The sequence below is a fragment of the Paraburkholderia sp. GAS42 genome, from assembly GCF_050436565.1.
GTDB lineage: Bacteria > Pseudomonadota > Gammaproteobacteria > Burkholderiales > Burkholderiaceae > Paraburkholderia.
Window position 1 is genome coordinate 22,225 of sequence record NZ_JBNDML010000001.1, and the last position, 20,777, is coordinate 43,001.

At 62.6% G+C, this 20,777-nt stretch carries 21 protein-coding genes; 14 read left to right on the forward strand and 7 right to left on the reverse strand.

Annotated features, from left to right (window positions below; all coding sequences use genetic code 11):
* Positions 1-53: 53 nt before the first annotated feature.
* From P3T16_RS00105 to P3T16_RS00130, 6 genes are all read left to right on the forward strand, one after another.
* A complete protein-coding gene (locus P3T16_RS00105; protein ID WP_429340718.1) occupies positions 54-656 on the forward strand; it encodes a YbhB/YbcL family Raf kinase inhibitor-like protein in 603 nt (200 codons plus the stop codon).
* Positions 657-777: 121 nt separating this feature from the next.
* On the forward strand, positions 778-1,353 hold the full coding sequence (locus P3T16_RS00110) for a flavodoxin family protein (RefSeq protein ID WP_429258201.1): 576 nt from the start codon (positions 778-780) through the stop codon (positions 1,351-1,353).
* A 291-nt stretch (positions 1,354-1,644) separates the two neighbouring features.
* Positions 1,645-2,592: an N-acetyl-gamma-glutamyl-phosphate reductase gene (gene argC / locus P3T16_RS00115; protein WP_429340719.1), complete on the forward strand. Its 948-nt coding sequence runs from the start codon at positions 1,645-1,647 to the stop codon at positions 2,590-2,592.
* A 494-nt stretch (positions 2,593-3,086) separates the two neighbouring features.
* Complete coding sequence (locus P3T16_RS00120; RefSeq protein ID WP_429340720.1) at positions 3,087-4,538, forward strand: DUF2957 domain-containing protein; 1,452 nt, start codon at positions 3,087-3,089, stop codon at positions 4,536-4,538.
* A gap of 99 nt (positions 4,539-4,637) precedes the next feature.
* A complete protein-coding gene (locus P3T16_RS00125) occupies positions 4,638-5,885 on the forward strand; it encodes a DUF2957 domain-containing protein (RefSeq protein WP_429340721.1) in 1,248 nt (415 codons plus the stop codon).
* 163 nt (positions 5,886-6,048) lie between these two features.
* On the forward strand, positions 6,049-6,873 hold the full coding sequence (locus tag P3T16_RS00130; RefSeq protein ID WP_429340722.1) for an OmpW/AlkL family protein: 825 nt from the start codon (positions 6,049-6,051) through the stop codon (positions 6,871-6,873).
* A gap of 219 nt (positions 6,874-7,092) precedes the next feature.
* Here the strand turns inward: P3T16_RS00130 and P3T16_RS00135 are convergent, their stop codons facing one another.
* From P3T16_RS00135 to P3T16_RS00145, 3 genes are all read right to left on the reverse strand, one after another.
* Positions 7,093-7,458, reverse strand: coding sequence for a response regulator (locus tag P3T16_RS00135; protein WP_429340723.1), 366 nt, complete (start codon positions 7,456-7,458; stop codon positions 7,093-7,095).
* A 309-nt stretch (positions 7,459-7,767) separates the two neighbouring features.
* The gene (locus P3T16_RS00140) at positions 7,768-8,409 is read right to left on the reverse strand and encodes a LysE family translocator (RefSeq protein WP_429258207.1); all 642 of its coding nucleotides are present in this window, start codon (positions 8,407-8,409) and stop codon (positions 7,768-7,770) included.
* Positions 8,410-8,545: 136 nt separating this feature from the next.
* A complete protein-coding gene (locus tag P3T16_RS00145; protein ID WP_429258354.1) occupies positions 8,546-9,454 on the reverse strand; it encodes an NAD(P)-dependent oxidoreductase in 909 nt (302 codons plus the stop codon).
* A gap of 56 nt (positions 9,455-9,510) precedes the next feature.
* Between P3T16_RS00145 and P3T16_RS00150 the strand changes: the two genes are divergently transcribed.
* Together P3T16_RS00150 and P3T16_RS00155 are read left to right on the forward strand one after the other, a co-directional pair.
* The gene (locus tag P3T16_RS00150) at positions 9,511-10,299 is read left to right on the forward strand and encodes a Mut7-C RNAse domain-containing protein (protein ID WP_429258208.1); all 789 of its coding nucleotides are present in this window, start codon (positions 9,511-9,513) and stop codon (positions 10,297-10,299) included.
* A 115-nt stretch (positions 10,300-10,414) separates the two neighbouring features.
* A complete protein-coding gene (locus P3T16_RS00155; RefSeq protein ID WP_429340724.1) occupies positions 10,415-10,699 on the forward strand; it encodes a hypothetical protein in 285 nt (94 codons plus the stop codon).
* Positions 10,700-10,856: 157 nt separating this feature from the next.
* Here the strand turns inward: P3T16_RS00155 and P3T16_RS00160 are convergent, their stop codons facing one another.
* Entirely contained in the window at positions 10,857-11,063 is a 207-nt protein-coding gene (locus P3T16_RS00160) for a hypothetical protein (RefSeq protein ID WP_429258210.1), read from the reverse strand.
* A 396-nt stretch (positions 11,064-11,459) separates the two neighbouring features.
* Here P3T16_RS00160 and P3T16_RS00165 point away from each other — a divergent pair, with 396 nt between their 5' ends.
* Positions 11,460-12,398 (forward strand): DMT family transporter, encoded by a 939-nt coding sequence (locus P3T16_RS00165; protein ID WP_429341051.1) that lies wholly within the window; start codon positions 11,460-11,462, stop codon positions 12,396-12,398.
* Between the two features lie 83 nt (positions 12,399-12,481).
* On the opposite strand, the gene P3T16_RS00170 is transcribed toward P3T16_RS00165, so the two are convergent.
* Together P3T16_RS00170 and P3T16_RS00175 are read right to left on the reverse strand one after the other, a co-directional pair.
* On the reverse strand, positions 12,482-12,841 hold the full coding sequence (locus P3T16_RS00170) for a hypothetical protein (RefSeq protein ID WP_429340725.1): 360 nt from the start codon (positions 12,839-12,841) through the stop codon (positions 12,482-12,484).
* Positions 12,842-12,938: 97 nt separating this feature from the next.
* A complete protein-coding gene (locus P3T16_RS00175; RefSeq protein WP_429340726.1) occupies positions 12,939-14,636 on the reverse strand; it encodes a M30 family zinc metallopeptidase in 1,698 nt (565 codons plus the stop codon).
* 378 nt (positions 14,637-15,014) lie between these two features.
* On the opposite strand from P3T16_RS00175, the gene P3T16_RS00180 reads away from it, so the two are divergent.
* Entirely contained in the window at positions 15,015-16,277 is a 1,263-nt protein-coding gene (locus tag P3T16_RS00180) for an NYN domain-containing protein (protein WP_429340727.1), read from the forward strand.
* Positions 16,278-16,330: 53 nt separating this feature from the next.
* Here P3T16_RS00180 and P3T16_RS00185 read toward each other — a convergent pair whose 3' ends face one another.
* Positions 16,331-17,011, reverse strand: coding sequence for a DUF2242 domain-containing protein (locus P3T16_RS00185; protein ID WP_429340728.1), 681 nt, complete (start codon positions 17,009-17,011; stop codon positions 16,331-16,333).
* Between the two features lie 354 nt (positions 17,012-17,365).
* Here P3T16_RS00185 and P3T16_RS00190 point away from each other — a divergent pair, with 354 nt between their 5' ends.
* The 4 genes from P3T16_RS00190 to copC all read left to right on the forward strand — a co-directional run bounded on the left by P3T16_RS00190 (position 17,366) and on the right by copC (position 20,706).
* The gene (locus P3T16_RS00190; RefSeq protein WP_429340729.1) at positions 17,366-18,787 is read left to right on the forward strand and encodes a DUF1254 domain-containing protein; all 1,422 of its coding nucleotides are present in this window, start codon (positions 17,366-17,368) and stop codon (positions 18,785-18,787) included.
* Positions 18,788-18,925: 138 nt separating this feature from the next.
* The gene (locus P3T16_RS00195) at positions 18,926-19,315 is read left to right on the forward strand and encodes a DUF2946 domain-containing protein (RefSeq protein ID WP_429340730.1); all 390 of its coding nucleotides are present in this window, start codon (positions 18,926-18,928) and stop codon (positions 19,313-19,315) included.
* A gap of 105 nt (positions 19,316-19,420) precedes the next feature.
* Positions 19,421-20,344: a hypothetical protein gene (locus tag P3T16_RS00200; RefSeq protein ID WP_429340731.1), complete on the forward strand. Its 924-nt coding sequence runs from the start codon at positions 19,421-19,423 to the stop codon at positions 20,342-20,344.
* Positions 20,341-20,706, forward strand: a complete 366-nt coding sequence (gene copC, locus P3T16_RS00205) for a copper homeostasis periplasmic binding protein CopC (RefSeq protein WP_429340732.1) — start codon at positions 20,341-20,343, stop codon at positions 20,704-20,706. Before P3T16_RS00200 ends, copC begins: the two co-directional genes overlap by 4 nt.
* The last annotated feature ends 71 nt before the right edge of the window (positions 20,707-20,777 follow it).

Sequence of the window (20,777 nt, forward strand, 5' to 3'; positions counted from 1 at the left end):
CAATAATCCTCGTGACGATGGCCGCGTCACGACCCTGACAGGAGAACCGGTAAATGCGTTCGCGTTGCCTCGTGGTATCGCCTGCTTCGCTCCGTTTTCATCTGCCCACTTTCGCGCTGGCAATATCCAGTCTGGCGCTGGTCGCCGCCCAGGGTCCGCGCGCGCTGGCGCAGGGCACGTTCGGGCTCTCGAGTACGAGTCTTCATGCAGGCAGCCCCGTCGACGTCGCTCAGGTCTTCGATCAGGACGACTGCAAGGGCGGCAACCGCTCGCCGCAACTGTCATGGCACGACGCACCAGCCGGCACGCGCAGCTTCGCCGTCACCATCATCGATCCTGACGTGCCTGGCCGCGGCTGGTGGCACTGGGCAGTCGCCGGCATTCCGTCGAGTGTCAACCAGCTGCCTGAGAACGCGAGCGCTTCCGGTTATCTGCAAAAACTGGGCGCCGTCGAGGCGCGCAATGATTTCGATACCGAGGGCTACGGCGGTCCGTGTCCACCGGCCGGCAAACCGCATCATTATGTCGTGACGATCTACGCGCTCAACACATCGAGTCTGCGGATCGCACAGGGTCGTCCGGCACTGATGTTCGAGCATGAGATCGGTACCGCGACACTGGGGTCGGCGCGGATGGTGGTGACGTACGGACGATAGCGCGGCAGCCTGGCCGCCTCCCTCAGCAGCACGCCGCGACTAAACTTGATCCAATGCGACAACCGGCGCGCCCGCACCGCCGATTGTCCACGCTTCGCCCAACCTGCATCGGAGATTGCTCATGTCGAAAATCGTCATCGTGTATCACAGCGGTTATGGTCATACAAAGAAGGTTGCCGAAGCCGTGCTCGCCGGCACGCTCGACGCCGGTGCGGACGCAAAGCTGATCGCCGTCGGCGACCTCGACGAAGCGGGCTGGGCCGAGCTCGACGCGGCCGATGGCATCATCTTCGGCGCGCCGACCTACATGGGCGGGGCGTCCGCCGACTTCAAGAAATTCGCCGATGCCAGTTCGAAGCCGTGGCTCATACAAAGCTGGAAGGACAAGATCGCCGCGGGTTTCACGAACTCGGCGACGATGAACGGCGACAAGTTTTCGACGATCCAGTACTTCATCTCGCTCGCGATGCAGCACAGCATGATCTGGGCAGGCGTGGGGATCATGCCGTCGAACACGAAAGCCGCGACACGCAACGACCTGAACTACGTCGGCGGATTCTCCGGGCTGCTGACGCAATCGCCGGCTGACGCCTCCCCCGAAGAAGCGCCGCCGCAAGGCGATCTCGACACCGCGAAAGTGTTCGGCGCACGGGTAGCGGCCGTCACGGCGCGCTGGAGCGGCAACCGGCAGGGTTGAGACGGTTGCCGCGACGTGCGGCGAGAAGGCCACGGGCGCGAATCCGGGGCGACGTTGTTCGGGGCAGTTGCTCTGGTTACGCGGGCGGTGTGAAACACCGCCGTCCAGCGCAATCCGCCTTCAACGCCTTGCATCTGCGCTTCAACGCCGTCATTCCAGCGTCATTTACGTGGCGCACCGTCTTTTTTCGCCGACGCTTTCCGCACGCGCGCCGCCATACGGTCTTAAAATGGCGTTCCGGCGCCGCGTGGCGTCCGCGTTTCCCCGCACCCGCAAGCCAGTGAGATCAAGATGAGCACGAAAGTTTTTGTCGACGGACAGGAAGGCACGACCGGCCTGAAGATTTTTGAATACCTGTCGCAGCGCGCCGATGTGGAAATCCTGCGCATCGAAGAAGCGAAGCGCAAGGATCTCGACGAGCGCCGTCGTCTCATCAATGCTTCGGATGTGACGTTCCTGTGCCTGCCGGACGTGGCGTCGCGCGAATCGGCTTCGCTCGTCGACAACGATCGCACTGTGCTGATCGACGCGAGCACTGCCTTCCGCACCAGCGCCGACTGGGCGTACGGCCTGCCGGAGCTGGCCCGCTCGCAGCGCGAGCGCCTGCGCTCGGCGAAGCGGATTGCCGTGCCGGGCTGCCACGCATCGGCGTTCGTGCTGGCCATGCGCCCGCTCGTACAGGCGGGCCTTGTGACGCCGGATTTCGCGGCGCACAGCTATTCGATCACCGGCTACAGCGGCGGCGGCAAGAAAATGATCGCGGACTACGAAGCCGGCGGCGACGCGAAGCTCGCGAGCCCGCGTCCGTATGCGCTGGGGCTCACGCACAAGCATCTGCCGGAAATGGCCGCGCATACGGGCCTGAAGTCCGCGCCGGTGTTCACGCCGATCGTCGGCAATTTCTATAAGGGTCTCGCCGTCACGACGTACTTCTCGCCGTCGCAACTGGCGCGCAAGGCCACGCCGCAGGATGTGCAGGCGCTGTTCTCCGAGTACTACGCAGGCGAAACGTTCGTGCGCGTCGCGCCGTTCAACGCCGATGACAACCTCGACAGCGGTTTCTTCGACGTGCAGGCGAACAACGACACCAATCGCGTCGACCTGTTCGTGTTCGGCAGCGAAGAACGTTTCGTGACGGTGGCCCGCCTCGACAATCTCGGTAAGGGTGCGTCAGGTGCAGCGATCCAGTGTATGAACCTCGCCATCGGCGCCGACGAAGAGCGCGGCCTGAAACGCTGATTTCGCAAATCGTGGGCGGTATCACCGCCCAGCCCATACAAACAGTTTAAAGCCGGCTTTCATTAAAGCCGGCTTTTTTATTTGCCTGGCAGATTCGCTGTTAAACAAACTTACATTAATCAGTAATTGCCCGAATTACTCCGAAACCGATAATCCAGTTCACGGGAAATGATCGGAAATTAATGCCGGCCGCGCGCAGGAAGGCACACTTTACCGCATAGGGAATTTCCCGATTTTTTCACGAACGGTCGTTCGATGAAGATAGGCGCATTTTGCCCAAAACGCCTGCCCAACGAGGGCTTGCGGGGAAACAACAACGCCGCATCCGCAGCAAAAAAATCTGTTTTGTTTAAAAGCCTCGTGAATCGTGCTGTGGTGCACGACGGGCCATTTGCGCGCTGTTTGAATCGCCTTTTTTAGACGGTTCTATCAATTGACAGCGTATAAACGCGCAGCGAAATTACAACGCAAATTAAACGAAGGGAGACAGCAGCATGTCACATGCCATTTATAAAGGCGTGGCTCTGGCCATGATTACTGCGCCATTGCTTGCCGCATGCGGCGGCGGAAAAGCCGACGATCCCGGTGCGATCAATTCAGCGCAATGTGCTGGCGCAAGCTGTGGCGTGCAAGGTCCGCCGACCCAGGGCGCCGGTCCGGCGCCGCTGTGTCCCGCGGATGCGGATATCGTCAAAAGCACCTATCTGGGCGGTGCCGGGAGTGGTGAGGTCGTCCAGCTGAACATCGATGCGACGGCGATGACGTACTCGCTGAAATTCCTGGAATCGCCAGTGCCGACCTCCGCCGGTCAGGTCACGACGACGCGCAAAGGCGTACAGCTCAACGGTTCCGTGATGCATCCTCCCGCAGGCGCGTTGCCCACGGCCGAACAGACGCGCTGCGCGTTCATCCTGGTCCCGACAGGCGGGACGGCCTCGGACGGCTCGACGTACTCGACCGCCTCAACCTTCAACAAGGCCAATCCGCCGATGATCCTCGTCGGCCAGGGCGTTGCCGGCGGCGGTATCCCCGGCGCATCCATCCAGTACGGCGGTATCGATCCGTTGAACCTGAATCCGCTGTTCGCCGCGCTTGGCTTGCCGATCACCCTGCCGTCCGGTCCCAGCCTGTTTCCGGTGCCGGGGCGCAATTTCGACTTCTATCCGTTCCTGGCTTTCGCGAACGTCGATACAAATCTCGCCGATCTGAAGGGCGACTACAACGCGCTGCTCTACCATCTGCGCCCGTCGAACAACTACACGACGATCGCGACGACGGGCCAGGAATCGTTCGACGGCGCCGGTCACTGCTCCGTGCCATCGGGTTCGAGCAACCCTGCCTGCGTCTCGACCGGCGGCCAGTGGGCGGCCAACCCGAACGGCTCGTACTTTACGAGTGCCGACGCGCCACAGTTGCTGCCCGCTCCGACGATCGCAGGCGTCTTCACGTTCCCGCGCAGCGCAAGCGCCAACATGATCCTCGGCAAGGTCAACGGCCAGGTGATTCCGCTCGTGGTGCGTACCGGCGTCGTGAGCCTGAACCTGCCGCCCGCACTCGACGACGAATCCGGCATCGGCATGCTCGCGCCCGCCACACAGATCCAGTCGGGCGGGATCGACGGTGGCTACGTCGGCGCGGACTCCAACTTCAAGTACACCGCGACCTTGCTGCAAGGCCAGGTGGGCGCCTTCATCAATCCGTCGACGCAGGCATCTGAAGGCGGCGTCGGCATCAGCTATACGCAGCATCATCCGGGTCTCTTGACCGTGCAGGACGCGAGCGGCAACGGCGGCAACATGATCGGCGCCGGCGGGCTGTACGCGGTGTTCGTCAACGGTGCGGAGAACGGCGGCGTGACGAAAAGTTCGGCGAACGTCAACTCGACAACCGGCACCGACAACTCCAGCGTCCCCTACTTCGGCATCGGCGCACAGATCAGCAAATAACGCGGCGAACGGGACCACGCACCACCGTGACGCACTAAAGCAGGAGATGGCTGGACTGGGAGCCGGCCATCCACAACTAGAACCTCAAGGAGGCGCTGTATGAACTGGAAAATTCTCGCGACGCTGGCTCTCGCCGCGCCGATGCTCGGCGCGTGCGGCAGCGGCGGCGGCGATCCGCCGGCACCCGCGCCGGTCCGGCTCTGCCCGGCATCGCTCGACTACAGCACCGTCTTCACTGGCGGCGGCGGCGATGGCGAACTGGTCAAGCTCCAACTCGACACCACGAAAATGACGTGGCAGATCAACTATCTCGAATCGCCGATTCCGCAAGCCAGGGGCACGGTCTCGCCGACCCGTAAGGGCCAGTCTGCGAACGGCACACTGACGATGGAAACGCTACTGCCGACCCAGAAGCTCAATCAGTGCGCGTTCCGCCTGAACGGCGCGAGCCTCGATCCGAACCGGCCGGCGCGCATTTTCGTGGGCGAAGGCGTTGCGGGCGGCACGATTCCCGGTGCGGAAATCCAGTTCGACGGCATTCTCGGTCAGGGCGCCGTGCCCGATACGACGTTCCCTTACTACCCGTTCATCGGCTTTTCGTCGATTGAAACGAACATCGCGAACGTCGCGGGCACGTATAACCAGCTCGGCTACCATCAGATTCCGTCGCAAAGTTTCGCGCCGGTCACCGTCGACTCGAAGATCACGATCAACGCCGACGGCACCTGGACCGAGTGCGACAACACGGGCATCAACGCCGGCAAATGCCAGCAGCCGGGCACGAACCTCGTGCAGTCGGCGGACGGCAGCGGCGCGTTCGAAACAGACAAATTCCTCGGTCAGGCCAAGCCGACGCTCGCGCTCTCGCCGGTCGCCAGGGGCTTCATGATCGTCGGCAAACTGCGCGGCCAGAACGTCCCGATTCTCGTGCGTACCGGCGCGGCCAGCTCGAAGGCCGGTCTCGATCCGCAGACCGGCATCACGGGCCCGGTCGCCGACGACGAATCCGGCATCTCGATCCTCTCGCCGCAATCGGTGATCACACAAGGTTCGCAGGACGGCGAGTACATCGGTGTCGACAGCCAGTTCGACTATCGCACCACCGCGCTGGCCGGCGCACAGGCGACGCTGCTCGATCCGTTCCAGCCCTCGCAGGCGTCTCTCGCGACTGCCCTCGACCTCAATTACACGCAGGCCATTCCCGGTGTCGTGACGTCGCTCCATACGGGCGCAGCGGCAGGGAGTGCGTCTACGGGCAAGTTCATCTTCACGGGTGGCGTGTTCGGTTACCTGGACCTGTCGGCGCCTCAATCGCCGTACTTCACCATCGGCGCCTTCGTCCAGTAACGGCGAAGCACCGGTCAGGCAAAAACGTAACGAGGCGACCGCTTGCCGGCCGCGGCCCACTCCGGTGGCGCCGCAGCCGGCGTCCGACGAGCACGCGGCGGGCCGGCGAGCGCAGCATCTCGCCGCGCGGCGCAGCAGGAGCGCCCGCATCAGGAGGAACAGAATGAGAAAAATCATTATCGCGGCGCTGGCCGCGGGAGCGTCGCTGGGCGCTCACGCGCAGCATGCGGGCGACAACGTCGTGTCACTCGGCTGGTTTCACGTGATGCCACAGGATTCGAGCACGCCGCTCACTACCCACGTCGCGCCGACGCCGATCAATACGCCGCTCCGGCTGCCGAGCTCGTTCACGTCGGCAGGCACCAGCCTGTCGACCAGCAACGCCGACACCGCCGGCCTTGTCATCAGCCATTTCTTCACCGATCACCTGGCGGTGACCTCGGTGGCCGGCATTCCGCCGACGTTCAAGATCTACGGCCACGGCATGATCAAGCCACCGGGGCCAGCCGGCGCGCTCGGCATCCAGGATCTCGGCGACCCGTCGTCGAACCCGATCGTGAAAAGCGTGCGTCAGTGGAGCCCGGCGGTGATCTTCCAGTATTACTTCGCGTCGGCGACGGCGAAGTTCAGGCCATACATCGGGCTCGGCGTGTCGTACAACTGGTTCTCGGACATCCAGCTGGGCAACAACTTCGTCACGTCGACGCAGAACAATCTCGGCGCGGTGCTGGCCGCGGGCGCGGGCAAGCCGGGCAGGACGACGGTCGAAGGGAAGGCATCTTCGTCGTGGCAGCCCGTGTTCAACGTGGGCGCGATGTACAGCATCACCGATCACTGGGGTTTGACAGCGTCCGTCACCTATATCCCGCTGAAAACGACCTCGTCGGTCATCATCAAGGCGGCTGACGGTACGGAACTGGGTGTATCGAAAGCTGAATTGAAGGCCGACCCGATCATCACGTTCGTGGCGCTGTCATACAGGTTCTGACCGGGGTCCTGAACCGCGCGCGTTACGACGCGACGCCAATGCATGCGCGGTGCGGCGGAATTTCAGGCAAAAAAAAGCCCACCAACTGGGGCGGGCTGAATCCATATCAGAGGAGACATGGAGGAGACAGGAGTAAATATAGCAAAGCACTTGGTGCAGCGCAACATGAAAACTAGAGCGATCACTCTTCGTTGCGTGCGCGCGACATTCGGGCGCCGATCAGGCATCGATCATCGAAAGGATAAAGCGTAGTTGATCCAGACCGACGGGCTTGACCAGATGGACGTCGTAGCCTGCCGCGAGGAGCGCATCGCCCTGCTGCGGCTGGCCCCAGCCGGTGAGCGCGATCAGCAGCATCGTGTGTCCGGGATTGCGGGCGCGCAGCACACGCGCCATTCCGTGCCGGTCCACGCCGGGTATTGCGCAGTCCACGATTACGACATTGGGCTGGAAATGCGGAACCGTCTGCAACAGCTCTTCGCGGGAGTGGGCAGCCGCCGTCTCAAAGCCCATGCCTTCGAGCAGATTGACGAGACAGGTCAGCGCGTCGTTATCGCGATCGGCAAGCAGGATACGGCCACACATGGCTGTCTCCGGACAGATTCTGTTTTTCGACGTATTGCGACGTATCGCGAGGCACCGCGGCGCGTTGCGCCCACTATGTGGTACGCGAAGACGAGCGTCCCACAGTAACAGCAACGTCTATGTGCTTTGATCCGCATATCGACGCGTAAATTTCATTTTTTTGCAGATCGGACGACTTATTGCGCACTGCACAAAACCCACGCCGCATGTATCACTCCGGCGGCGCGGCGCAACGCATGCTCCGGGACGCGTACGGACAAAAAAAGCCGGGGCGGACCCCGGCGTTTCGTGCATTCCATGCCGCGCGGCTCAGTGTCGGACCAGCGCCATCATTGCCCCAAAGCCGACGAACACGCCACCGGTCAGCCGGTTAAACGCCCGCGCAACGTTACGGCTCTTCAACTTCGCGCCGATGCGCGTGCCGAACCCCGCGTACACGAGATACCAGCTCACTTCGATCACCGCGAACGTTGCGACCAGCACACCGAATTGGGGCAGCGTCGGACGGCTCGCGTCGATGAACTGCGGCAGCAATGCAGCGGCGAACAGGATCGCCTTCGGATTGCTGCTCGCGACCAGAAAGCCATTGCGGAACATCAACCACGCGGCGCGCGGACGCTCCGGCTTCGCCGCAAGCACATCGGCATTCGCGGCAGCGGCTTCGTCGACGGGCGCGCGCCATGCCTTGATGCCAAGCCATACCAGATACGTCGCGCCGATCAGACGCAGCGCGTTGAACATTGTCGGCCACGCTTCGAGGAATACGCCGAGACCAGCCGCCGAGACTGACAGCATCAGCACCAGCGCCGACAGACAGCCCGCCATCGTCGCGCCCGAACGGCGCAGGCCGTGCTGCGCGCCGTGCGTCATGACGAGGAGCATGTTCGGCCCGGGAATGGCTGAAATGACAAAAACGGTGGCGGCGAACAGCCACCAGGTATGCAAACTCATGACAGATGCCAATGTAGGAAATCGAAATGGACGACCATTATGCCTGTCCGTACGGGCCGCGACGCAGCGTTAGCCATCCGGACAAGCCCAGGCCCGGGCCGCGCACCGCAACACTGCACACCGGCCGTGGCGAACTTCACCGCCCGGCGCGACGCGCCGACACCTTGCCGAGCACCGCGAAGTCCATCTCGCCCTCACCGTGCGCGACGGCGTCGAGCAGGCTGTCGCGCACGACACTCGCGACCGGCAGCGCCGTCGACACCGTATCGGCAGCCGCCAGCGCAAGCCGTACGTCTTTCAGCCCGAGGCGCGCCTTGAAGAGCGCCGGCTCGTACCGCTGTTCCGCGATCATCTTCCCGTAGCCCTGATAAACCGGTCCGGGGAAAATGCTGTTCGTGATCACGTCGAGAAAATCCTGAGTCGCGACACCATGGCCGGTGAGCAGCGCCGACGCCTCACCGAGCGTCTCGACGGCCGATGCCAGCATGAAATTCACGGCCAGCTTCATCACGTTCGCCTGTTGCGGCAGCGAACCGATGCGCCATGTCTTCTGGCCGATCGCATCGAACACGGGCTGCACGAGATCGATCGCTTCGGCGGGGCCGGCCGCGACGATGGTGAGCTTGCCCGCGGCCGCGACGTCTGGCCGGCCCAGTACAGGCGCCGCGACGTAGTTCAACCCGCGCTCCGCGTGCGCATGCGCAAGCGACTCGGCGAGCGCGACGGAAATCGTCGCCATGTTGACGTGGATCAGTCCGCGCGGCGCATGCTCCAGCAGCTGGCTATCGACCACCTCGCGCAGCGCGGCGTCGTCCGCGAGCATCGAGAACACCGCGTCGCCCGCGAAGGCTTCAGCCGGCGTGGCGACGACCTGCGCGCCAGCAGCCGCCAGCGCCTGGGCCCGTTCCGGCGAACGGTTCCACACGCGCACGGTGTGCCCGGCTTTCAGAATGTTTGCGACCATCGCGACGCCCATCTCGCCGAGACCGATAAATCCGATGTTCATGCTGGACCTCCTCCTTCTAACGAACCGGAAGTAGACCACACCCGCGTGACAGATGCATCCGCACACCGCAGGCGACACGGTGCGATACTGGCGACATGGTCACGGCGACATTCCGGTTCTACGAGGAGCTGAACGACTTCATCGCGCGTCCTTTGAGGCGATGCACGTTCAGTTGCGAGTGCGCGCGCAATGCCACTGCCAAGCACATGATCGAAGCGATCGGCGTGCCGCACACCGAAGTCGAACTGATCCTCGTGAATGGTGAATCGGTCGGCTTCGACCATCCGCTCGAGGACGGCGATCGCGTCGCCGTCTATCCGAAGTTCGAGTCGCTCGATATCCAGCCGCTTCTGCGCGTGCGCGAGCGGCCGTTACGCGTGATGCGTTTCGTCGCCGATGCGCATCTCGGCGGCCTCGCGCAACTGCTGCGTCTCGCGGGCTTCGATACGCTGTACGACAACCACTATCCCGACGAAGACATCGAGGCCATCGCAGCGAGCGACCACCGCATCGTGCTCACGCGCGACCGCGAACTGCTGAAGCGTCGCACGATCACGCACGGTTGCTACGTGCGCGCGCTGAAGCCGAAGGTGCAGCTGCGCGAGATCTTCGACCGGCTCGATCTGGCGGGCAGCGCGCAGCCGTTCCGGCTTTGTCTGGCGTGCAATGCGCCGCTGCGGCGCATCGCGAAGGAGGACGTCGTCGGACGTGCGCCGGAAGGCGTACTGGAGCGGCATGTGCGATTCGTTACCTGCGACGTCTGCCGCCGCGTGTTCTGGGAAGGCACGCACTGGCAGCGCATGCGCTCGCTGATGGACAGCCTCGCAGGCCGGCGCGACGACGCGCCAGGCATGCCGCCAGACCGCGTGAAAACCCGGGCATAACCCGCCTTGAAGTGCCTCGATGCGCCCGCATTGAACCGCGCACCAATGGCGCACCTCGCGGGGTGCGTACAATGCGGGATCATTCACATTCACCTATTCCGCAGGGGCATCCCGCATGGCAATGAAAAAATTCGACCTTGAGAAGAACAAGGCGCTCAAGCTGGCCAACGATCTGAAGAAGTCGTCGGCTGAGCGCTTTGGCAAGCCCGCGGCGCAGCCGGCGCTCGATCGCCGCACGCAGCGCAAGCTCGATCAGGAACAGGGCCTCGTCCCGTTCGCGTGCAAGCTGAATGCGGATCTCGTCGCGCAGTTGAAGGAACGCGCCGCGGCGCATCCGGAAGGCATGACCGGCCTCCTGACCGACGTGCTGCAACGCGGCCTCGCGGGCGACGCAAAATAGGCGTCCGGCAGCCGCTCAACACGGCGAGACAGGGTCCGCTTCAAAAGCCGCCGCGCAAACAGAAAGGCCAGGGCAAAAACCCTGGCCTTTCTGCTTTTCGCTGACGGTTTTCGCTGACGGAGCGGCCCGCTGGGCCAGTCCCTCCGAACGGGGCAGCTTACTGCGGTGCGCCCTTGTCGTTCGTGCCGGCAGCCGATGCGGCTTCCGAAACCTTGGCGCGCTTGCCGTGCGTCTTCAGCTGCTTGTGCGAGTGCTTCGGCTTGGCTGCGCTGGCAGCGGCCGGTGCGGATGCGTCTTGAGCGAAAGCCTGAAACGACACGAGTGCGAACGAGGCTGCGACGAGCGAGGCGATGATCTTCTTCATAATGTTGTTTTCCCCAAACCTGACCGACTTGATCAATGTGAATGAATAAGTACGACGCGGTAAAGCGCACTCGGTGACGGCGTCGCCAGGCGGCTCCCCGCGGGGAGTATCACTTAGCGTAGGCGGTTTGTCATCTCATAAAAGCCGATATGTATTTTCCGGGAGACACGTTTCTTTCGTTCTGCCTTCACCGCTCCACAGCCCCATCCTGGACCCACTCCTGGACCGAATTCTGGCCCTGGTCCCTGACCGGCGTTCATGCCGCTTTCCGGCCGCCGGAAAGGCGCGTTTGACCCGCGCGTTTGCCCCGAATGACCTGACGATAACCGCTCGACGCCGGGCAGTTTCGCGCGTCCGCGTATCATGTGCGCTCTGAAATCAGAGAGTGTGTCCGTTTTGAATCCCGACAGCCGCAAACACCTTCGCGCAAACCTGCTGATGCTGGTCGCCGCCCTCATCTGGGGCTCAGCCTTCGTCGCGCAACGGCTCAGCCTTGACGTGATCGGGCCTTTCCTGTTCACCGGCCTGCGTTTTCTTCTCGGCGCGACCGTGGTGTTCAGCCTGCTGCTGTATCTGCGGAAGTCGCGGGCGCGCGCCGCGTCGGCTGTGACAACGAGGACGGTTTCACGCGAACTGCTCGCATCGGGCGCCGTACTCGGGCTGCTGCTGTCGGTTGCGATCTCGATGCAGCAGATCGGGCTGCAGTACACGAAGGTCGCGAACGCCGGTTTTATCAGCTCGCTGTACGTCGTTATCGTGCCGCTGATGGGGGTGCTCGCGCGTCATGAAACAGCGATCGGCACGTGGCTTGGCGCGTTGCTGGCGGCGATCGGCATGTATTTTCTGAGCGTCAACGAGCAATTCTCCATTCTCTACGGCGACTGGTATCAGCTTGCCGGCGCATTCGTGATCGCGGCGCAGGTGATGCTGGTGGGACGCTTCGCGCGCCGCCACGATCCGCTGATGCTCGCGCTCGTGCAGTTCGTCACGTGCGGCGTGGTGTGCCTTGCGATCGGGCTTGCGTGCGAGCCGCTCCGGCTCGCCGATATCGTGCGCGCCGCGCCGACGATCCTCTATGGCGGCGCGCTGTCGGTCGGCGTCGCGTACACGATTCAGGTGGTCGCGCAAAAGGATGCCGCGCCAGCGCACGCGGCCGTGATCTTCAGCATGGAAGGCGTGTTCGCCGCACTCGCGGGCTGGCTGGTGCTGGGCGAAACGTTGCCCGGCCGCGCGCTCGTCGGGTGCGTGCTGATGCTGGCGGGACTGATTGTGTGTCAGGTCATGCCGGCGTGGGAAAGCCGGCGGCAGGCTGCGTCGTCGCCTGGTCAGGGTTGAAGCGATGCGGGTCCAGCCACGCGATTTCAGACACAGAATCAGGCGTGACTTCGGGCACGGATTCAGGCGCGTAAGGTCGCGGGTCAGTTTGCCGGCGCGCCCTTCTGCTCCAGCGACTTGACCTGCACCGCCGGCAACTGGAAGCCGCCCGGGTCGAGACGTGTCACGGTGCCGCGCACGCTCACCTGCCGGTTTTGCAACGCGGAAGCCTGCGCCTTCGGTACACCCTGCAGTTCCCACACGCCACGCGCGTCGTAGACGACCGGGTAGACAAACGGATCGTTGCCGCGCAATACGAGCTTGCCCGACAGCTCAACCGGGCCGCCCAGGCTCACGCCATTCACGCTACTCACACCGCTCGCACATGCCGCACTCATCACAAGCGGCAACGCAAGCGCGAAAAGCCGTTTGAACCCGTGAAGCATCGGGTGACTGGACTTCATGCTGAACATCGAACCGCACCTCGCATCACTGGCAAACCAGACACAAAAAAAGCTGCTCCCACTGGAAGCAGCCTGATTCAAGCACATTTTTTCGACATCAGTCGATGATCACCGACAGCGTCGTCCCGGGTGGCACGCGCACTGTTTCGGTGTAGGTGCCCGTCACGGCCGGACGCACCACCGGGAAGCTGCCGAGACTCATCAGCACGGCCGGCACCGCCGCCGGCAACGCACGCGGATACTCTGACGAAGTCGGGTCGATCGCAGGCAGCGTGAAGCCGCCTTCCGATCGAGCCGGAAACGCATATTGCGCAACGTTCGTGGTCGCCGGGATCAAGCCCTCTGCCGCCGCCGAGAAATGACGCAGTTCCTGCTGCACGCTCGAACCCGGGCGGATCTGGTTGATCACGTCGTTCAGAATGGCGAGCGAATCTGTCTGGCCCTTGTTGGTCAGGAGCGCCTTGTAGAACGCAAGGCCCAGTTGACGGTTCAGGAAGCCGCCAAACGAGCCCGACACCGAATAGCTTTCGCAGTCGGTCGCGAACGGCGTCCAGTTGGTCAGTCCACAGTTATAACTGCCGTGGTTGTTGTACGTCATGAAGTCGTAGAAGCGCACATCGCGGATCGCATTGAATGCATGCGTCGGGTCGATGTTGAAGCTCGTCCAGTCCTCCATCATCATCGCCGACATTTCTTCGAGCCACGGTTCGAACGCGTACTGCGAGCCCATCAGCACCGCGCGGCGGTAGAAGTTCTGCATGTGCGTGCTTTCGTGCGCCATGGTCGTCAGCATCTGCTGAAAGCCAGACGCGCCACCCAGATACAGCGTCTCCGAATCCAGGTACAGCGAAATCGATTCGTTGCTGTACGCGCTCTGGCCGGTGCCTTTCTTGAAGTCGTTCAATCCCCAGAAGTAGCCGATGGTGCCGAACGCCTTGCCGTCGTGATTGAAGTTGAGCACGACGAGATCGATCGGCTGGTTCGTGCCGTCGATCAGCACAGTCTGCGAATTCGGCCCATACAGTTTCCCGCCGACGCCCGTCACCATGTCGTAGATTCCGCCAGGCTGGGCGTAACTCATGAGCAGCGTGTGGACCAGCGCAGGCGTCATCTGCGTCGTGCCGAGTTCGGTGTTCTCCACCCACAGGTTGATGGTGGTGCCGTCCTGCGTCGTGGCCTGCTCTTCCAGCGTGGTGTGGCGCAGCGAAAGGTCCGAATAGTAGAAATCGCGCTGCGCGTTGACGCTATAAGACGCCGACGGGCTCGACGGCACGGCAACCTGCGAACGCATCACGGCCTGCGACTTCGCCGTGCTGGCGAGATCGGCCCAGCCCTTGTAGTTGAACTGGCGGATCGCGGCGAGCGTCGGGTCTTCACCTTGAGCACTGGCTGCGCTTTCCGATTGCAGCAGCGAATGCGCGACCGTCACGCTCTGCGTGAGCGCAATACCTGGCATCGTCTGATTTGCCGAACTTTCGTTCGTGAATACGAGCGTCACCTTCTGGCCGCGCAGACCGTTGATCGACAGCGGCACATTCGTCGGAGACGTGCCGATGTTGTCGGCCTGCCAGACGCCCGTGCCACTACCGGAATACGTCGACGCATCGACGGCCGAGCAGCCCGTGCATGCCGGCTGGAGTGCCTGGACGGATCCTGAAGGGACGTTGACCGGCGCACCGGTTCCGGCCGCGGGGGCGCTGTCGCCACCCCCACCGCCGCCGCACGCTGCGAGGCTCGCGAACAACATAAGCGCGGCGGCGTGCCCCGCAATCGATTTCAGGCGCGATGCGCGCATACGACGTAACTCCTTCCTGGTATCAGTCAGTCTTTGCGGGACTCCGTTTCACCGCAAGAACACAAATAAAAAACGGCCGCCTGAATCGAACGGCCGTTTAATGACACCGGTTTCGGTACTGTGCCGATTAACGGGCATCCGCACCCAGGCCTCGATTAGATATCGGCAAACCGGGGTGGAACTTTAAAAGGCAGAGGTTCAAATGAAGGCGTGGTCCGCGCGCATTCCAGCCCGTGAATAAAGCCTTTCGGTGTTCATCAGGGCGAACAGCAACGCGGTCCGCGCACTGTCCGATATCGCCGCGCGGGGCACCGGTTCAAAAGACCGTTATGCTGCGGGTTATTCCTGCACCAGCCCGACCAACGGGAGAACAATCACATGACTTCATCCAGTGACACGCCTAGCATGGCGCTCTTCTGCGACTTCGAGAACGTCGCGCTCGGCGTGCGCGACGCAAAATTCGAAAAGTTCGACATCAAGCTCGTGCTCGAACGTCTGCTGCTAAAAGGCAGCATCGTCGTCAAGAAAGCGTATTGCGACTGGGAACGCTACAAGGGTTTCAAATCGGCGATGCATGAGGCGAACTTCGAACTGATCGAAATTCCGCACGTGCGTCAGTCAGGCAAGAACTCCGCCGACATCCGGCTCGTCGTCGATGCACTCGATCTCTGCTATACGAAGTCGCACGTCAACACGTTCGTCATCATCAGCGGCGACTCCGACTTTTCGCCGCTCGTCTCCAAGCTGCGCGAAAACGCGAAGCAGGTGATCGGCGTAGGCGTGAAGCAGTCGACCTCCGATCTGCTGATCGCCAATTGCGACGAGTTCATTTTCTACGACGACCTCGCCCGCGAAAGCCAGCGCGCCGCGGCAAAGCGCTCAAAAGAAGCGCAGCCTGTCGCGGAACGCTCGACCGACAAAGAGAAGCACCGTCGCGAAGATATCGAATCGCGTCGTAGTGAAGCGATCGAGATCGCCGTGCAGACTTTCGATGCGCTCGTCACTGAACGCGGCGACAGCGGCAAGGTGTGGGCTTCTGCGTTGAAGGATGCGATCAAGCGACGCAAGCCGGATTTCAGCGAGTCGTATTACGGCTTTCGCGCGTTCGGCAATCTGCTCGAAGAAGCGCAGGCGCGTGGCCTCTTCGAAGTGGGCCGCGATGAAAAATCGGGCACCTTCGTGTTTCGCGGCAATAGCGGCGCGGCGCGCAGCGAGCCGGTGAATCCGCGTCAGGCCCGCTCGAAACGCGGCGCCCGCAGGCAGGCCGCGCCGGAACCGGTCGCAGTCGCCGACGTTGAGCTGCCTGTTACGCCAGACGTGTTCGCCGCCTCCGAGATGTCCGTCTCGACGGAAGCCGTGACCGAACCGGCGGCACCCGCCGAGCCGGCCGCAGCACGTCGCAAGGGACGCGGAAGCCGGAAAACATCAGCGAAGAAAGCGAAATCGGCCGAGGTTGCAGAGGCGGCCCATGCACCCAGCGCGCCTGACACGCCGGTGGATATCCCGCTGTCGTCCGGGCCGGAAGCGCAACCGGAGCACTCCGCGCAACCCGACGAGCCCGCGCCGAAAGCAAAGAAAACCGCACGCAAAACAGCGCCGCGGGCGCGTCGTCCGCGCAAGGCCGCCGCAGCGGAGGAATAACCGCTAAATAACCCGCGCGCCGGATCATCCGGCCGCGCGGTCCGGTCATGCGATCAGGGCGTGAGCGGCGCCAGAACCGGCGCGAGGCCGTCGCTCGCCGGCAGCGGCGCGGCCGCCTGCCCCGCCACGCTCACCGCCGGATCCGGCGGAATTTCGCGAGTCACAACCGTATCCGGCACCACCGGCGACGTGCGCACAACCGTGTGCAGATAGTGATCGACGAGCGCGAAGAAACGGTCGTAGAACTTGCCCGACGGAATCGTCTCACTCGAGATCTTCACCATTGCGTCGCTGTTCGAGCGGATCGGCAGCGATAGCGAACCGAGCACACTCAGGCCCACGCTCGCCGACGTATCGCTCTTCTTCAGCGTGAAGCCGTTTTGCACCGCGTTCACATACGCGATGCTCGTATCGCTCGCCTCGTCGCCCGGCGTGCAGACGACGTGAAATTCCACGACAACATGCGAATCGCCGTTCGGCTGGAAATTCTTCGTGCCGTCGATCGTGTCGGTGCGCGTCATGGTCGTCATATAACCTTGACTCAATAGCGCACGACGCGCCGCCTCACAGGTGTCCGTGCTGCTCGCGTTGAAATTGCGCGCGTAAGGGCTTACGCCGGTGTCGAACAGCTCCTGCTGGAATTTCGGCTGGGGCGCAGTCGAGCAGCCGGCGATCGAAGCGAGTGCGAACAGCGAGAGCGCAGCGACGGTGGTTCTGGAAAACAGATCATGCATGATCGGATTAAATCGGAATGACGTGACGTCGAATGGCATGCATTGTAGAGCGCCCGTCAAGCGCGAAGGAAAAGATACGGAAACCGTTCATTACAATGTCCGGCATCCCTCGCGACACCAGAAATCGTCTATCTGTCTGCGTTAAAGACTTTTTGGGATATGCACCACGATCGAGCAGGTAATAATAGTGCCGGCAATGTGCTTATTAACCCGTTGATTCTGACGGGATTCACACACCCGCGTGGAGGTTTCGTAAACAAGAAGATGATGATTAAACGCAGCGTTGCTTCCTGTCTGACCGCGATGTGCGCGTCGACATTCGTACCGGCGCTGGCTGCTCCGCCCGCGCTGAAGATGACCACCCCCATCCCGCCCGAAATCACCACGCCGGACAAGGTCGATACACGCATCGGCCAGCTCACTTTCACCGACGGCGTCCCGACACCCGAGACCGCGCAGAAGGTCTACGACAACCTCGACTTCACGCGCGGCGTCGAAGCGTTTCTCAACGGCATTCCGGGCGCATCGCTGGTCGCGCTTCGGGCAGGCTTGCGGGAAGTGGGCGCAACAGGCAGCACGATCGGCATCTTCGAATCGCTGATGGATTCGAAGTCGCTGTTCCTGACGGCGAATACCGAAACGGTGTACTTCTGGAACTGGATGGACCTGAAGGACGGCCCCGTCGTGGTCGAAACCCCGCCGAACATCCTCGGCGTCGTCGACGATTTCTGGTTCCGCTATGTCACGGACCTCGGCAACGCCGGCCCCGACAAGGGCAAAGGCGGCAAGTATCTGTTCGTGCCGCCCGGCTACAAAGGCGACTTGCCGAAAAGCGGCTACATCATCGTGAAGTCGCCGACGTTCGGCAATCTGCTGTTCGGCCGCGCCTTCATGAAGAACGGCGACCCGCGTCCGGGCGTCGCGAGCCTGAAGGCCCATCTGCGCGTCTATCCGCTGTCACAGGCGAGCACGCCTCCCGCGACGAAGTTCGTCGACATGTCGGGCAAGGTCATGAATACGGTGCACGCCAACACCATCAAGTTCTATGACGAAGTGAACGAGATCATCCAGGAAGAGCCGGCCGGCGTCTACGGTCCTGACATGACCGGTCTCTTCGCGTCGATCGGCATCGTGAAAGGTCAGCCGTTCAAGCCCGACGCACGGATGACGAAGATCCTCACCGACGCCGTCGCGGTCGGCAACGCCACGGCGCGCGCGATCGACTTCTCCAATCGTGACAAGGCCGTGCTCATCTATCCGGATCGCCACTGGAACACCCCATTTGTCGGCGGCAGCTATGAATGGCTGAATGGCGGCGCGCGCAACTTCGACGCCCGCACGATGTTCTTCTATGCCGCGACCGTCGACACACCCGCGATGGCCATCGCGATGCCGGGCATCGGCTCGCAGTACGCCGCTGGCAATTTCGATGCAAACGGCAAGCCGTTCGACGGCGCGAAAGACTACACGTTGCACGTTCCGCCGAATGTGCCGGTGAAGAACTTCTGGTCGGTCGTGCTGTACGACACTCAGACGCGCTCGATGCTGCAGACGGACCAGCAGTTCCCGAGTCTGTCGAGCGAGAAGGGACTGGTGAAGAACGCCGACGGCTCCGTCGATCTGTATTTCGGACCCAAGGCGCCGGCAGGTAAGGAAGGCAACTGGATTCAAACCATTCCCGGCAAGAGCTGGTTCACGATTTTCCGGTTGTATGGTCCGCTCGCACGGTGGTTCGACAAGAGCTGGAAGCTCGAAGACATCAAGCAGACGTCTTGAACATTCAGCGCCTCAGGCAGGCCGCTGACGCGGCCGTTGCGGTCATCCGCTGCTGTCGGATGACCGCGTGCAAATAACCGTATCCGCGCTGAAAGCAGTGGCATAATTCGCCGACATCCACGCCCGTTCCGGTCAACCATGCTGCGCCGCAGACTGCAGAAGATTGGCAGTATCCTCGGATTGCTGGCAATCCTGATGGCGACGCTTGCGCCGACCATCTCGCAGGCGCTACAAACGAACGGGCGCGTCGACGCGCTGCTGTCCGTCTACTGCTCCGCGCAAGGCGCGTCGGACCCGGCGGACAATCTCACAGGCGACCACCCTTCCCCGCACACCACGCTGTCGCATCTGCAGGCGTGCGGTTACTGCAATCTCTTCGCACATGCGCCCGCGCTGCCCAGCGCCGAGACTGTGTTCGCGGGCACCGTCTGGGTGTTCCAGCATCGAAGCGTCACACGTTTCGAAAGCCTCCGCCGCGTTGCGCCCCTTACGTCGGCGCAGCCACGCGCACCGCCCGTTTTGTCCTGATTCGAGCCACCTGGTAGCGATGCACCTTGTGCATCGCGGCGCAGTCGCACGTCCGTTCCGGACGCGGCGACCGCGCTGCCATGAACCGACATCGAGGATGAACTCATGCGTATTTCTTCTACACGCGAGGCCCGGTCGGCCCGCGTTGCTTCAGCCGTTCCGGTTGCACTCGCGTGCGCGCTGCTCTGCCCCGCCGTGGCCGGCGCGCACGCGATTGCCGGCGACCGCGTTTTTCCCGCGACGATGGCCGTCGACGATCCGGGCGTCAGCGACGAAATCAACCTGGAGTACGGCCACATCAAATCGCCGAATGACAACGGCGACGATATCAACATCAATACCGTCTCGTTCGAATGGGACAAGCTGATCACGTCGAATCTGGCGTTCAGCATTGGCAGCGCCTACATCAACCGGAACGGTCCCGACGGCTCGGCCAAAGGCTTCGACAATCTCGAAGTCGGGCTGAAGTATCTTGCGTACGTCAACCCGCAGCACGAGTTCATGGTGTCGGTGGGCGTTAAGGCGGGCCTCGGTGGCACGGGCGCGAAAGCCGTGAGCGATTCGTTCTCGACGATATCTCCGGCGGTGTTTTTCGGCAAGGGCTTCGGCGATCTGCCCACGAGTCTCAGCTATCTGCGCCCGCTTGCCATCACGGGTGAAATCGCGCCCAATCTGACGACGAACGCTTCCGCGCCAAACTCCGTCGACTGGGGCGTGACGTTGCAATACAGCATTCCGTACCTGCAATCGTCGGTGAAAAATATCGGCTTGGGCGAGCCGTTCAGCAATCTGATTCCTGTGGTTGAGTTGCCGATGACTACGTGCACAGCCGGCCCATGTTCCGGTCATACAACGGGCACCGTGAATCCCGGCCTTATCTGGCTCAACGGCTGGGGACAACTCGGCATCGAGGCGCAGATTCCCGTGAACCGTGCGTCCGGCCGGCATACCGGCGTGTTGCTCCAGGCCCACTTTTATCTCGACGACATCTTCCCGAACTCTGTTGGCAAACCCCTGATCCATCCATGAAAACTTCTCTCTTTGCTCGCGGCGCACTTGCCGCTCTCACGTTTGTATTCGCGCAGGTTGCTCATGCACACGCGTTTCCGAAACTCCAGACGCCGGCGGCGGGCGCCACCGTCGACAGCGCACCGCACGAGGTATCGATCGAGTTCAGCGAAGCGCTCGAGCCGGCATTCAGTTCGATCACCGTCACCGATAGCAAGGGCAAACCGGTCGCCGACGGCAAGTCGGCCGTCGATGCCGGCGATCCGAAGCGGATGAAAGTGACGCTCGCGAATGTGACGCCGGGCGCGTACACGGTAACGTGGGTGGCCGTCGCCAGCGACGGGCATCGCACGCAGGGTCACTACACTTTCACCGTCAAATAGCAGGCCGGTAATCCTGAAGCAGGACCGTCCTGTCGCGCACCGCGCGCGACAGGACGTGTGCGCCCGCCAGT